Annotated in this window: 14 protein-coding genes; 9 read left to right on the forward strand and 5 right to left on the reverse strand. The window is 58.3% G+C overall.

Translation table 11 applies throughout. The features are described 5' to 3' along the window. The 6 genes from C8K18_RS12105 to C8K18_RS34130 form a co-directional block, all read left to right on the forward strand. Positions 1-579: hypothetical protein (locus C8K18_RS12105; protein WP_107707618.1), on the forward strand; the 579-nt coding region annotated here is incomplete at its 5' end. Between the two features lie 44 nt (positions 580-623). After that, positions 624-872, forward strand: a complete 249-nt coding sequence (locus tag C8K18_RS12110; RefSeq protein ID WP_107707619.1) for a hypothetical protein — start codon at positions 624-626, stop codon at positions 870-872. Positions 873-1,196: 324 nt separating this feature from the next. Then, a complete protein-coding gene (locus C8K18_RS33285) occupies positions 1,197-1,460 on the forward strand; it encodes a hypothetical protein (protein WP_181324873.1) in 264 nt (87 codons plus the stop codon). A gap of 775 nt (positions 1,461-2,235) precedes the next feature. Beyond that, positions 2,236-3,135, forward strand: coding sequence for a DMT family transporter (locus tag C8K18_RS12125; protein WP_107707621.1), 900 nt, complete (start codon positions 2,236-2,238; stop codon positions 3,133-3,135). A 615-nt stretch (positions 3,136-3,750) separates the two neighbouring features. Next, entirely contained in the window at positions 3,751-4,140 is a 390-nt protein-coding gene (locus C8K18_RS33080; RefSeq protein WP_132384559.1) for a hypothetical protein, read from the forward strand. A gap of 295 nt (positions 4,141-4,435) precedes the next feature. Then, positions 4,436-4,693: an immunity protein Tsi6 family protein gene (locus C8K18_RS34130; RefSeq protein ID WP_107707624.1), complete on the forward strand. Its 258-nt coding sequence runs from the start codon at positions 4,436-4,438 to the stop codon at positions 4,691-4,693. A gap of 732 nt (positions 4,694-5,425) precedes the next feature. On the opposite strand, the gene C8K18_RS33290 is transcribed toward C8K18_RS34130, so the two are convergent. Further along, on the reverse strand, positions 5,426-5,725 hold the full coding sequence (locus C8K18_RS33290) for a hypothetical protein (protein WP_181324875.1): 300 nt from the start codon (positions 5,723-5,725) through the stop codon (positions 5,426-5,428). Between the two features lie 31 nt (positions 5,726-5,756). Then, positions 5,757-7,166, reverse strand: coding sequence for a winged helix-turn-helix domain-containing protein (locus C8K18_RS12150; protein WP_375135812.1), 1,410 nt, complete (start codon positions 7,164-7,166; stop codon positions 5,757-5,759). Between C8K18_RS12150 and C8K18_RS33670 the strand changes: the two genes are divergently transcribed. Next, positions 7,059-7,280, forward strand: a complete 222-nt coding sequence (locus tag C8K18_RS33670; RefSeq protein ID WP_258196109.1) for a hypothetical protein — start codon at positions 7,059-7,061, stop codon at positions 7,278-7,280. The two genes, C8K18_RS12150 and C8K18_RS33670, sit on opposite strands and share 108 nt — an antisense overlap. A gap of 431 nt (positions 7,281-7,711) precedes the next feature. On the opposite strand, the gene C8K18_RS12155 is transcribed toward C8K18_RS33670, so the two are convergent. Together C8K18_RS12155 and C8K18_RS12160 are read right to left on the reverse strand one after the other, a co-directional pair. Further along, positions 7,712-8,764 (reverse strand): AraC family transcriptional regulator, encoded by a 1,053-nt coding sequence (locus C8K18_RS12155; RefSeq protein WP_165919821.1) that lies wholly within the window; start codon positions 8,762-8,764, stop codon positions 7,712-7,714. Between the two features lie 190 nt (positions 8,765-8,954). After that, on the reverse strand, positions 8,955-10,094 hold the full coding sequence (locus C8K18_RS12160; protein WP_258196116.1) for a major royal jelly family protein: 1,140 nt from the start codon (positions 10,092-10,094) through the stop codon (positions 8,955-8,957). Positions 10,095-10,672: 578 nt separating this feature from the next. Here C8K18_RS12160 and C8K18_RS12165 point away from each other — a divergent pair. After that, on the forward strand, positions 10,673-11,641 hold the full coding sequence (locus C8K18_RS12165) for an AraC family transcriptional regulator (RefSeq protein WP_165919822.1): 969 nt from the start codon (positions 10,673-10,675) through the stop codon (positions 11,639-11,641). Positions 11,642-11,913: 272 nt separating this feature from the next. Continuing rightward, on the forward strand, positions 11,914-12,288 hold the full coding sequence (locus C8K18_RS12170; RefSeq protein ID WP_258196110.1) for a BON domain-containing protein: 375 nt from the start codon (positions 11,914-11,916) through the stop codon (positions 12,286-12,288). Between the two features lie 83 nt (positions 12,289-12,371). Here C8K18_RS12170 and C8K18_RS12175 read toward each other — a convergent pair whose 3' ends face one another. After that, positions 12,372-12,911: a DJ-1/PfpI family protein gene (locus C8K18_RS12175; RefSeq protein WP_107707629.1), complete on the reverse strand. Its 540-nt coding sequence runs from the start codon at positions 12,909-12,911 to the stop codon at positions 12,372-12,374. Positions 12,912-13,026 lie beyond the last annotated feature (115 nt).

The following is a 13,026-nucleotide window of genomic DNA, read 5'->3' on the forward strand; positions in this document are numbered from 1 at the left end:
TTAAACGTTTACCGCGCGACCGCAGTACTCTTGAGCGTCACCCTCGTCGCCTGTAGCAGCAAGTTGGACGCAACAAAAGAAAACTATGCCGCGGCTGTGCAACGGCATCTCGATAACACAGACGCTGTCTGCGTCTGGAGCGCGGCCCCCGCGCCGTTCGAATATGCGAACGTCCGCGTACATGAGCAGCAGCAGGCAGACCAGCTTGTGAAAGTCGGCTTGCTGACGAAGGAGCCCACGACCGTGCGCGATTTCGGACAGGCGCTGCCCGGCGCCCGATACACGCTCACCGACGCCGGAAAGAAAGCGTCCAGGGGTGTGGTGTCAGGTTTGGGAAACCGCTTCTGCGGCGGCAAGGCGAAACTTGTCGACATTGAGGCGCCGTCCCTAGGCGCCAAGAGAGAGGTGGGCGACAGGATATATGTCCACTATGTAGCCGAACTCGTTGAGCGACCCGCATGGGACGACGAATCGGTTCTCGTCGGTCACATCGAGCTCGCCGCAACAGCCAACAACCGGTTCAACGGCGAGACCTTCCTCATGCTAACCAGCGACGGCTGGCAAGTGGTCCCGAAGTAGGACCGGTCGCAATTGCTCCGTTCGTCAAACCGTTAGGAACAGGGATGAAACGAAGTGCCGACAACAGGAAGGTCGTCGCGGCCCGCGTCGACCCGCAGATCAAGCAGAGACTTCGGCTGCTGGCAGAAACGACGGGCCGTAAGCAGTCGTTTTTCCTGCAGCAGATCATCGAGCGCGGCATCGACGCGATGGAGGAAACGTGGCTGCCGCCGGCGACGCTCGCGAAGATCCGTACGGGCGATTTTCCGGGGTTGCAGGAGCCGGGTTTGACGCCGGATCTCTTTGAGGAATAACGCGTACGAGGTCGAGTTTGACCATAAGGCCAATGCACACCGTCGGGCTCAGTTCGGCCACAACCGGTCATTCGACACAGGCTCCTCGATCGGTGACAATCTCGGCAAATTGAGCTTATTCCGCACACGAAAATGAATCTACTTGGGCATCGCCGACTGCATCGACCAGCAACCGGGTCTGGAGGCGCCACCTGTACAGAGAGAACCTCTGCAGACTTTCTGATAGACGGACAGTCTTTGCTGGGAATGCTGGTTGAAAGTGCCGGGGGACACTCCGACTTCATGGGTTGTTTTGTGAGTGGTCACGCGAAGGAATGCGAGCGCATGTCCACGATGTTGCTCGACATTCCGCCGGTGGGCGGAAAGCGCGTACTACTCTACATCTGTCCAGAGTGCGGCGACGTCGCATGCGGTGCATATTCGGTTCTTGTGCGGCGCGACCTTGAATCCTACAGATGGGAAAGCTTCGCCTACCAGACAAGCGAATCTGACTTGACGACTGTTGAGACGTTAGGACCGTTTGTTTTCGACGCAAGTATGTATAAAGACTCTGTGCTCGCTGCATCGGCGATTGACGGAACCGAGTAGCCTGCGGCAACAGACAGCGAGTTGCGGTCAGTCGACGTCAAGGTCTATATCGCTGAAAATTGACGTACCCCTTCGTAAATGGGCAGTCAAGGAAAAGTGAGACAAGACGCTATGGGACAGAAACTAGGCGATACCGAGTTGGAACTATACCGAAGAGTAGATGAGGTTCTGTACTACGTTTGGGACCCTATCGGTGTTGCGCCCAACGCCGTTACACGTGACGAATATCAAAGGTATTTGCCCGAAGTGTTTGCAATGTTGCAGGGGGGAGTGGGCGTTTCGCCCATCGCTGCATACTTGGATAACGTTGCTACTGAAAGGATGGGACTGAACGGAAATCCGGGACATTCCAAGCGAGTTGCCGAATTCCTGCTCGACTGGAAAACCGAGATTTACCGGATACGGTAGCGGTAAGCTTCAAATCAAGCGGTGCGGCGGGGCAAGGTCTGCGCCTGACTATTACGCAGACGGTGCCCAAGACCCTGGGCGCGGTCGGCATTACCCACTGGTGCCCCTGACGGAGTGTCCTTCCCCCCGCCGCGACGACAGTATATCGACCTTGCGGAACAGTCAAATAGTTGCTCGCGAATGTCCGCTAACGGGATCGCCGAAGGTCTCCTCAGGGTCGCGTGTCGTCGGTCCAGACCACGGGAGGCCAAGCCGTCGATGCGATCTGCATGAGGCAGTGGGCGGCCCAAAAAGCGCCATTCGACAGCGATTCATGGATTCGTGACAATCTGCTTTCTTACATTGGAACTATCGCTGCCGAGGTGATATGCGCGTCAACGTCTCAGTCTCCGATCGCACCGCCCAGTACCAAACAATCGCACTGATTTTGGTCTCGATGTTTTGTTTTGCGGTCGTCGATGCACTAGGCAAAGCGGTAGCCCTCGACTATCCCGCTAACGAAGTGACTTTCTTCCGGATGCTGTTCGGCGTTGTGCCGGCCGTTCTTGTCACTTTCCGTGGTGGTTCGCTTGTCGCTCGGATTCGAGCGATCGACCTTGGCGGACAGACAACCCGCGCACTCACGCTTCTCGGTGCCTCCGGACTCTTTTTCGCTGGCTTGCCGTATCTGCCATTGAGCGAAGCAGTGGCGATTGTATATTCGGAGGCAATTTTTGTTGTCCTCCTCGCTCCCATTTTGCTTGGTGAACGCTTACTGGCGCGAAATGCCGTCGCCGCGTTTGTCGGCTTTGTCGGGGTCCTTCTAGTGGTCCGACCTCAGGGCAGCTTGTCCAATCTCATCGGCCCGGGTCTGCTGCTGCTGAGCGCTTTGTGTGGTGCTCTTTCCATGATTCAGATTCGCAAGCTCAAGGCTGGCGACGACTCAAGCATCACGGTGCTCTTTTTCACGGCGTTCGGAACTGCCGTTACCAGCGTTTCTTTATTCTTTGCCTGGCGGACGCCGACGCTCAAAGACCTGCTGATCATGGCACTGCTGGCGCTATTTGCGACAGCCGGCCAGCTTTTGTTCACGGTGGCGGTAAGACGAGATAGTGCTGCGAAACTGGCTCCCTACACTTACACAAGCATCATCTGGGCAACGCTTTTCGGCTTCTTGGTGTGGGGCGAGACGTTAGGCCTCGTGCCAGTCATTGGAATAGCCGCGATTGTCGGCAGCTCTATCGCTGTTGCCGTTCGCGAGCAGCCACCTGAGGGACCGGCGGTCTAGCAACGAAGCTCTTAGGCGGACATTGGACCTGCTCGAGTCAATCGACCCCGGTCGGCCACAACCGGTCGTTCGACATACCGGCGTGAATCGTCGACAATCCGGTGAAACACCTTCGCTTGCGACGGAAATCAGGCCGATGGAACCTTGCGAGATCCAGTTTACCGCTGACAACCTTTGCCATTGGGCTGGCATGGGCGACCATGTGCTGACTCCGCCTGATCGCAGCTATGAGGTCACTCTGCGATATCAGGGCGAACCTCCGCACGGGGATTCATATCACGTTGTAGATGTGGCCGGTCGCCGGTTTCCGGGCTATGCGTGGGGTTGCATGTTCTCTATGTCGGACTGCTCGAACTTCATTGCCTTCAGTTGGATGGAGAGAAAATTCGAAAGACTGACGACAATTGTCGATGTGAGACATTCCCGATACTTTGTTTTGCCGCGATACATCTACAATCCGCGCATCGAATGGCCCTCAATTCTGGATGTGAAGACACCTGCGCAGGCGCCCTTTTCGTTCGTTGGCTCCGAAACGTGGAGGATTTTTTGACATTCACCACGGCAATTGCCATCTGAATACCTTCGCGCACCTCTCCGATAACTGAACTCAGTCGAATGACGCACTCTGACAGCGGCCACAACCAAAAAATCGTCGTCACACGCGACAGCGTTGCAGCCGGAGACGATATTGACGCTCCTCACCGCTTGGAGTTTGGTATTTCAAGCGATCGGGCAATCGCTGACATTCTTCGATACGTTTCGCAATTGAGCTACCTACCCTCAGTAGTCGGCGGGAAAGCGACTTGGTCTGCCGTGTCGGGGCGTCCACTCGCCGTCATTGCACAGCAATGGCCCGCCCCTAAACCGCTAAGTGTGTTGCCAATTGCATTTTCGGACCTTGACTCTCGTTCCGACGGGCTATATTTGCACTTCAACTACCACGCGCAAGTCGATCCCGACATCGTATTCAATGTGCACGATCGGCTGCGCCTGAAATCGTTCTGACTGCGTGATTTCTGGAGAATGAGGTTTGGACTTCACCTTTCAACCTCGATGGAAGGAGGAATTAGTCTGCTCCTGTACGCTGGGCGAATTCGTCCTTGAGATGCCGATGGGCGTTCCCTCCGTGTACATTCCCACGGAATCCGCTTGGCAGAACCTAGCGCCGACATGGGCGCGTCCGTATTGGAACTTGGTCTACGTCCAATTGGTGGCGTGGTGCGCGAACCACGGATTTCCGCTGCATGTGGATAGCTCGGCGAGTATTTTCGTGACGTAGCGCCCGCGTTTCTTGACCGTTATGACAAACACCGAACTGTTAAGCAAAATTGACGAAGCGCTGTCAGTCATTGAACCTATGCTGACTTCAATGTGGCCGAACGTTCAGAGTATTCACCGTCAACTGATATGGTGCCGCGCTCAAATCTCCGGTGAGCCGTCGGAGCCTAAGCAGGGGCCGCTTACGATGGGGCTGATTGCGACCCGGGAATTTGACATGTGGGGAGACAAGCCAGAACTCGCAGCTCTGATCAACCAAATACAACGCGCCGTCGAGTAAAGTGAATGACTGCTTTTGGCGCTCGCGACGGACCGCTCAGGGTCGACTGCTGCCTTATCTCGCGAAAGTCCGCCCGTCCCGCTGGTTTAGCGTAGAGCGAAGCAATGTTGTCACTGGCCCATGCCCGACACAACAGGGCCGGAAGGTCCACGTTGACGACATTACTTCGTTCGGCAGCGAAGTAATGTCGTCACCTCGCATCAGCGCGAAGTAAAAATGTCAATTCGCGTTCGGTCTCGACTGCCAAATTCTCGAGTGAGCGGTGAGCATAGTTGGCGGTTTGCGAGGTTACGTGCGTCTAACATTCCAGAGTTCCTTCATGCGAGGAGATGAGGCGGGCGGTTGCCCGTTCACCATGAAAACTGAGCTAACGTCAATGATTGGTACTGCTATCAATGTTCATCCGCGACACATTGGTTTGGGATGGTGTGTGGGATTTGAACTGTAAAAGCACCGACAGGTGGCGCATCGGCGTAGCGTGAGTCCCAACGAAGCAGGCAGTCAGCAAAGCCTTCGCATCCCATCGTCCGACATCCCCGAAATCGTATGGCATGCAGAATTCGCCTTGGCGGTGACGACCGCGGCCTGTAGCTCCCCGAGCATCGCGAACAGTGCCGGCGCTATGGTGAGGCGACGTTCTTCCTGGGTTCGTCGTTCGGAAGCACTTGTCTGAGATGTACGAAACGGATGTTGACAACGTTACTTCGCTTTTGGTGACAACTCTGCTTCGTACTACGACATCGTTGATGGCCCGTTTGCCGAGTCAAGGAACTGGTCGTTGGTCTTTACATCATCGACGTTGGATCGCTTGAGGGGGCGATTTCCTGGGCATTGCGCGCGCCAGCCGGTCTCGGCACGGACGATGACCTGGAGGTGCGCCAACTCACCGGAGCGGGCGACGTCCCGCCAGATGTCCTCGACATCATCCGGGCAGCAGCACAACCTCGAGCGAACCGGTTTGGCACGCGCGGCATTAAAGCCCAGATACGGAACCGCCGAGTTGCCATCCAGGCGAGCCGCCAGTCGTTTCACGCCTCGGTAAGCGGAACGACCTGTCGCGGCGTTAAGTCGGATCGAGGCACGTCACGACCCCCGCAGCACAGTCGATATCGGCCAGAGCAGTGCGGCCGGTCTCTGAAATCGCGCGGTAGTGCGACGCATGTCGATTCGTAAAAAGTTCGGATTCGCCGCTCGCTCTGAGTTTTCCGCTTGCATAAGCTCGCGTCGTTTCCATCAGCTGATGCCGGCTGGGTGCGCCGGATCGCAGCGTGATGACCAGCGACTTCGCCGTCAGATTCGCGAGCAGACCGCTGACGTCGTCGGGTGAAAGCCCAGCGTCGCCGACAATCTGCTGGGCAGCGGCGATGCAAAAAGCGCCATCGAAAACCGACAGACGCCGAAGCGCCATCTGTTCCTTCGCGGAAAGTGTTTCGAAGCTCCAGTCCAGCACGTCGGACAGGGTACGGTGCCGATGCAAAGCCGTCATCTGGCCTGACATCCGAAGCCGGAACTGCCCGCTCATCAGGTCAGCGAGTACCGGCAGATCGAACGCGTCCATGTGCGCCGCGGCCATCACGATTGCGAGCGGAATGCCATCCAGACGTCTGCAGATATCGATAACGAACGCGGTTATCTCATCGGTCAATTCGAAGTTCGGACAACTCAAGGTAGCGCGATCGACAAACAATTCGACTGCCGCGCAGTTGAGTGCGTCGAGCGCGCCCGGCGTCGACGCGAGAGAAGGAACGGGCAGCGATTCGAGCCGGCGGATCAGTTCGCTCTCGGCGCGCAGCGGTTCCCGGCTGGTTGCCAGAATGACCGCGTTGGGTGCGGAGATGAGGATTTTCTCGACGAGGTGCGCCAAGGGGCCGACGAGTCTTTCGCAGCCGTCGAGAACGATGAGTACCCGGCGATTGCCGAGGAACGACTTGATATCGCCGATGGCGTCATCGTTGTCGGCGGCTAAACCGAATCCAGCCCGAACCACGCTCATCAAACATCCAGCGTCCACGACGGTGTCCAGTCCAACGATTATTACCGAGTCGATATACCCGGCAGGCAATGCGAGACGCGCCGCGCACAAGGCGACAACGGTCTTGCCGATTCCTCCCGGTCCGACGACCGTAACGAGGCGCCGCCGGCGCATGTCATCGACGAGATTCTCGACGAATGCGTCGCGACCCACGACCTTCGCAAGCGGTGCAGACATGTCTTGCCGCGCAACGGCAGCATCGGTGAAGCTCACCGGTTCCACAAAGCGATAGCCGCGACGTGCAACGGTGTCGACATAAGAACGCGAGCATCCCGCTTCGTTGAACATTCGACGTATCGCAGCGATAGCCGAACGCAGATTCGACTCTTCGAGATGAGGCGTGCGCCACGCGCGGGCGATCAGATCGTCGTGCTCGACGACTTCACCGGCTCTTTCGACCAGTGCGGTAAGAACGTTGCGGGCCGGCTCGCCGATGCGTATGGGCTTTCCGTCACAAAGGAGCAGGTGGCGCGAGGGGATGAGGCGAAAAGGACCGAAACGGGCCTCGCCTTCAAGTGCAACAGCGTGCTTCGATGTTCCATTCTCTCGCATTGATTTGTGCACTCAGCGTTTAGCGACTGGAACGGCCCATAGTCGAACGCTCAGGCGCTGTGTATGGCGATAGACCTACGTCGGCACGGTTGCTGCAGCGAATGACGCGCCAAGGGTTGCCGTAGTGATCTTCTCGCCGGGATGAGCGCCGAAGGATAGCGTCGTGACGGTATCGTCCGGTGAAGCCCAAGCGGCACTACCGGACGGCAAGCGCAATTTCTCTTTGCGTGAAACGCGTAACTCTCGTTAGCCGAACCGTCCCGGATGCCGGGCGATCTTCGCCCGAAGAGGACAGATGGCGCGCCTCGTGACTGGCATGAGCCGCTCGATGCGCTTCACCGCAGAGTCATTTTTACCTGCTTTCGCGGCTGCGATATTGCACGAAAATAACGCGTTTGGAACGAAACTGATGCATACGAAAAATGCCGCTTGGATCATCGACGTTGCCGGCGCCAAACGGCGGGGGTTGTGCCGACCCATCGACTGAACAGGCGCGTGAAATGGCTCTGGTCGGCAAAGCCGCAGGCCATGGCAATCTCGCTGATTTCGAGCGCGGGCTGCTTGTCCAGCAGGGTCATCGCGTACTGGATGCGCTGCTTCAGCCGCCACTGATGAGGTGCCAAACCCACGGACGTGCGGAACGCCCGCGCAAAATGTCCAGTCGAGAGTCCCAGAACTGCGGCCACCTCTGCAAGCGATATGTCGTGGCGAAAATCCGATCTCAGCAGATCCATTGCGCGTCGTTCCTGCCACGGCGCGAGTCCGCCCGTTCGCGCAAGTCGCGGTTTCAGGCCGCTGGTCTGCTGGACGAGATGGGTGACCACGGCATCGAAAATGTGATCGGCAAAAAGCATGCTTGCACCCGCTGGATCTTCCAGTGCGGGCAATAGTGCTTTGGAGAGATGGAACAGGACATCGTCGGGCTCAGACAGAAACGTTTCGCACAGGTCGGGCGCTTTCGAATGGCCCAGGTCGCGGGCTTTCGCGTCCAGCGCCGGCTGAGATACCCGAAAGCTCACCGCGTCGAACGCTTCGGGGATATGTACCGCATACGATGACTTCTGCGAGTAAATCAGCAGGCCTGTCACCGGCACCGAAACCGATGTTGCAACGGTTTTACCGTCGGCCTGAACTTCTTCAAGGAAAGTAGGGCGCAGGCAACTGGTGACGATAAAACCGTTATCCACCTGACTGGGATTCGACCAGCCGGCGCCGGCTGTATGTCGAGCGTGACGAATCACATGCAGCGACGATTTCTTCAGATCTTTGCTGTAGATGGACTGGTCGACATCGACGCGTCCACGCCAGGCGCGATCGGGCCAGCCACGGGCGATTTCTGCAGTCGGTTTTCCATCAGCACTCTCGTTGTCGTGAGGCATTGTGTTCTCGCAAAACGGGACTCGCCTCGAACGCGGCGATGCGTGGTTGAGCTTGCGCGTGTCAAGAAGACCATCGATTTCGCGCTGACGTTGCCAATTGTAAGTCATGCTTAGGTCGTTCGTGACCGGCAGTGCGACGGGCCCGGCGGCAACCCGCACGCGATTCGTCATACTAATTTTGGGCGTGGGAACCGGCTCGGGAAGTCGCGAGCCGCCGACAGATTCCTATAGCGGCTCGCGCGAGCGGCAGCGTCGGGCAACCGCTGGACTCGAAAGCAGATCGGCGATGCGGGTGAACTCAGCGTGTCGGAGCCGGGCTTGCGTCGATACGGAGGCGGAACAGCGCGTACGGCTTCTTGCGCATATCTTTACCGCCGTGGAAACCCGCTTGGCGATGCAGCTGGTTAGCGGTGAAATACAGATAGCCGTCCGGACCGATCGACATCGTGTCGGGCCACAGGATGCGGGGGTCGTGCGCAATCGTCCGCCATTGGCCGCCGGGAACGAGTTTGCGTATCGAATCGCGTTCGTAGTCCCCCGCATAGACGGCGCCGTCGGCGTCCGCTTCGAGACCATCGGATGCGCCTTTCTCTCCCAGATCCTTGACGCTCGAAGCGACATTGTGATCGCTGAGTGCGGGATCCAGCAGCGTGGCAGTCGGCACCGAATAAAGATGACGGCTCGACAGCGGGCAGAAGTACAGCGTCTTGCCGTCCGGCGACAGCGCGATTCCATCGGACGCGACAGTGAACGCGGAAGTGGTGCCGTCGGCGTTGCGTCCCATCAGCGTTTTACCTTCGACGACCGGCTCGAACGAGGGATCGGCCGACGTCGACGGGTCGCCGGTCAGACGCCGGATCGCGGTACCCGTATCGAGGTCGACGATGATGATGCCGCCGATGCCGCTCAATGAAGAGTCCGTAACATACGCGACGCCGGCGCGGCCAACGCGAAAATCGAATCTGACGTCGTTCACGTACGTGCGCGGCTGCATGACGTTCGCCGGAAAGACGATCGTCCTGACAATCTTATTCGTCTTCAGGTCGATGGCGACGAGTTTGGCGCCGCCAGCGAGCGGCGGTGCAAATCCGGGCGCCGCGGTATCGAGAACCCAGAGCCTGTCCTGACTGTCGGCGACGACGCTTTGCACGCTTATGAAGTGACCGGCCGCGTCCCCACCGGTTTCACGATTGACCGTCGCGTCCGGATAGGGGACGGCTTTGCCGTTGCGCAGTTCGGCGACAGTAAAGGGGACGTTGTCGCCCCAGCGCGGGTAATTGATGAAAATCCGGCCGCTCGCCGTGACAGTGACGCCGGTGGGCATCGCGTCGTAAAACGTCGCGACGGTTTCAAGTCTTCCGATGGTCTGCTCGCGCGCCTGTTGCGGCTTCGCGGTCGCCGAAAGCGCAACGGACGGGACGCTCAGACTCGCGATCATCGCTAACGACATGGCCGAAGAAACGTTGAATGGCGAGAAAAATGAATGCCAGCGCACGGTGTGTTACCTCCAGTTTTCATGAGTGTTGCGCGATCGGAATCACGCGTTCAATGCAACGCCGCCGCCGTGGGATCCCACCAGTCCTTGCAGAATGCGGAGAACAACTCAGCGTCGGCAACGCGATTTGGGCAAAGCATATTGCGATGACAGCGGATGATCTTTACTCCCGCGCTAAAACTTTCGATTGAGCACGATTGCCGCGAAGGTGTGTCCGACGGTGTGTCGACGCTGTCGCGACGAGAACCACGATCGAATGTGCGGCAAGAATCGGCACGAATCGGCGCGGGCCGACTCGTGCGTGTCGGTCGCATTCGTTTCACGACAATCCGCATATTTTCACAACTTCCAACAGCATCAATACCGCCTCTGCGATAGGCTTGATTACGCAAACGGCGTATCCGCCGCGGGATCCGGCGAGGGCGATCGGCCGAACATCGGACCCGGCGCAAAGCGATTGGCGATGTCACGTGTCGCGCCTGGCTCGTGCGGTCTTTTTATCTTCTATGGATGTCAACGTCATGGATCCACTTTCCAATTCCGACCATGCGCCCGTGGGTGACATCGTGCGCGGTTTCGGCAGTCCGCCGGATGCGGGGCGATCGCAACCGGTGTGGGTAGCAAAGGAAGAAGTGTGGCGCGTTCCGCGCGCTTCGGTTTCGTTGCCGGTCGCCGACGCTGATGGCATCGAAGCATCCCGTTGGATGCAGAACGGCGTTTTCACAGGACGCACGATCAGCCACAACGATCAGAACCGCTTCATCATCGGGATTCAGCTCGCGAGTACGTCGGTCGAGTTTCGCAATGCCGGACGTCTGGTGGTGGACGGACGTCTCGCGCCCGGCGCTTCGCATGTTTCCCGACCGGGCGAAGCCGCTTCCGTCGCGCTTAGATCTTCATGCGATGTTATTCACCTCTATGTCGCGCACCATGTATTGAATCGTTATTGCGCGGAATTACTCGATGGCGGGGAGTTGGGCGACGACCAGATTCCAGGCAATAGCATTTTCTACGACCGCACGCTCGAACAACTGGGCCGGCTGCTTGCCAGCACGCATGACGAACATCAACCGGTCAACGGGTTGTACGTCGAAAGTCTGTCGCTGGCCATTCTGGCCCGGCTGTTTCCGCTGCACGCAAGCAAGGAAAACCGTACGGTGCCGCGCTGGAGACTTCAGCGTGCGATGGAGTACATCGAGGCCAATCTTGCCGACCCGATCCGTTTGTCCGATATCGCATCGAGTGTCGGGTTGACACGCATGCATTTCGCCAGGCAGTTTCGCGAAGCAACCGGCTTTACGCCACACAGCTATCTTCAGGAAAGGCGTCTGCAGCATGCCCGGCAGTTGCTGCAGAAAACAGATATGAACATTTTGGAGGTTGCGCTAAACAGTGGTTTTGCTTCTCACGCGCATTTTGCCACCGTGTTTAAACGGCGTATGGGTGCAACGCCTAAAGACTGGCGCAGAAGAATACTGTTCGGCGCGTGACGATGCGTTCGCGGACGTCAGCGAGTTCGGGCATATCGCAGGCGCGTTGGGCCGGAGCACACCTTCGCTTGCATCGCTGTCGTTCAGGAACGCAAGCTACCTCAATGGCGCCTCGTCGGGAAGCCGGCGCGGTTCTGAGCAGCGTGCGGATTGGCAAGCTTTGTCCTCTTGCGAAAGAACAGACAGATGGGCGCGGATAGCATCGGATCGTCGGGTGCGTGCGTACTCGATCCTCTATCTACGCGAACTGTTCTACACAAAGGAGAATGAAGATGAAGGTTCCTGCAGCATTGATGTCGGCGCTTGTTGGGGTGGCGCTTCTGAATTCGCCAGCGCAGGCCGACAACGGCAACTATCCGCCGTCCAAGGCGGCACAGCCTTATAAGCCATCGAGCGCGGTGCTGGCGCGCAAAGCTGCGAGGCAATCCAATCGCCGCCTCGAACGCAACGTTCGATCCGCAATCGCGAAGCCTGGTGACGTGGACGTGTCGCGCCTGACCGTGGTGGCCCGCTCGGGTACCGTGACATTGGCGGGCAGCGTTCCGGAAGAAGTGCAGATCCAGACGGCCAACGACCGCGCGCAAGCGGTCGAAGGCGTCTCGACTGTCAGGAACGAACTGACGATTGCGGTATCGGGCGGCCATTGACGAAGCGCGGTAAGTCATCGCCGATGCGGTGAGCGGCGTGCCGGCACGAATGCCGCACGCCGCTTCAGGGCCTGCTCCCGCGCTCACGCCGGGGGCATGTCGTGTCTCGTTGAAAGCGCCTGAATCACGGCCTCCGCGTATTCGCTCGCACCCATCGGGCCGTCGCCGGTCACGATATTTCCCACCGTGATCGCGTGATCGGATGCATAGGTGGCGCCATGCTTTTCAAGCTCGGTGATCATCATGTCGGCGGGGTATGTCGTCGCGCGTGTGCCCTGCAGCAAGCCGGCATAAGCGAGAGTCACTGCCCCGGCACAGATGGCCGTCACCAGCTTGTGCTTTTCATCGAACGCACGAAGCATCGTTTGCAGCCCGGCGTTCTTCCATAGATGACTCACCGTGCCGCTGCCGCCAATGACTGCGATCGCATCGAAGTCATTGGCATCCAGGTCTTCCAGGAGCGCTTCGGGCTGCGCCTTACCGCCAAGGTCGCCGGTCACCTCATTGAGCACGGTCGAAAACAGTTTCGTTCTGATTCCCGCGTGTTTCCAGGCCGCCATTGGAACAAAGAGTTCTTCGTCGCGAAACTTGTCCTCGGGAATGACAACGGCGATAGCACTCATGACTGAACTCCTCGATTGATCAGGTGGATTGGCGTGAGCGGCAAGGTTCCGCAAGCACGGGTTGCAGACGCCCACCGCGGAATAAGAGCATCGTCCGCCGTCCTCGTCTTTCGCA

Origin of the sequence: Paraburkholderia sp. GV068 (assembly GCF_003058125.1) — a bacterium.
GTDB lineage: Bacteria > Pseudomonadota > Gammaproteobacteria > Burkholderiales > Burkholderiaceae > Paraburkholderia > Paraburkholderia graminis.

Excerpts from the sequence above, each read along its gene's own strand:
- C8K18_RS12110 (WP_107707619.1), top strand. The coding sequence starts at position 624 with ATGAAACGAAGTGCCGACAACAGGAAGGTCGTCGCGGCCCGCGTCGAC.
- C8K18_RS33285 (WP_181324873.1), top strand. The coding sequence starts at position 1,197 with ATGTCCACGATGTTGCTCGACATTCCGCCGGTGGGCGGAAAGCGCGTA.
- C8K18_RS12125 (WP_107707621.1), top strand. The coding sequence starts at position 2,236 with ATGCGCGTCAACGTCTCAGTCTCCGATCGCACCGCCCAGTACCAAACA.
- C8K18_RS33080 (WP_132384559.1), top strand. The coding sequence starts at position 3,751 with ATGACGCACTCTGACAGCGGCCACAACCAAAAAATCGTCGTCACACGC.
- C8K18_RS34130 (WP_107707624.1), top strand. The coding sequence starts at position 4,436 with ATGACAAACACCGAACTGTTAAGCAAAATTGACGAAGCGCTGTCAGTC.
- C8K18_RS33670 (WP_258196109.1), top strand. The coding sequence starts at position 7,059 with ATGAGGCGTGCGCCACGCGCGGGCGATCAGATCGTCGTGCTCGACGAC.
- C8K18_RS12155 (WP_165919821.1), bottom strand. The coding sequence starts at position 8,764 with ATGACTTACAATTGGCAACGTCAGCGCGAAATCGATGGTCTTCTTGAC.
- C8K18_RS12160 (WP_258196116.1), bottom strand. The coding sequence starts at position 10,094 with ATGATCGCGAGTCTGAGCGTCCCGTCCGTTGCGCTTTCGGCGACCGCG.
- C8K18_RS12165 (WP_165919822.1), top strand. The coding sequence starts at position 10,673 with ATGGATCCACTTTCCAATTCCGACCATGCGCCCGTGGGTGACATCGTG.
- C8K18_RS12170 (WP_258196110.1), top strand. The coding sequence starts at position 11,914 with ATGAAGGTTCCTGCAGCATTGATGTCGGCGCTTGTTGGGGTGGCGCTT.
- C8K18_RS12175 (WP_107707629.1), bottom strand. The coding sequence starts at position 12,911 with ATGAGTGCTATCGCCGTTGTCATTCCCGAGGACAAGTTTCGCGACGAA.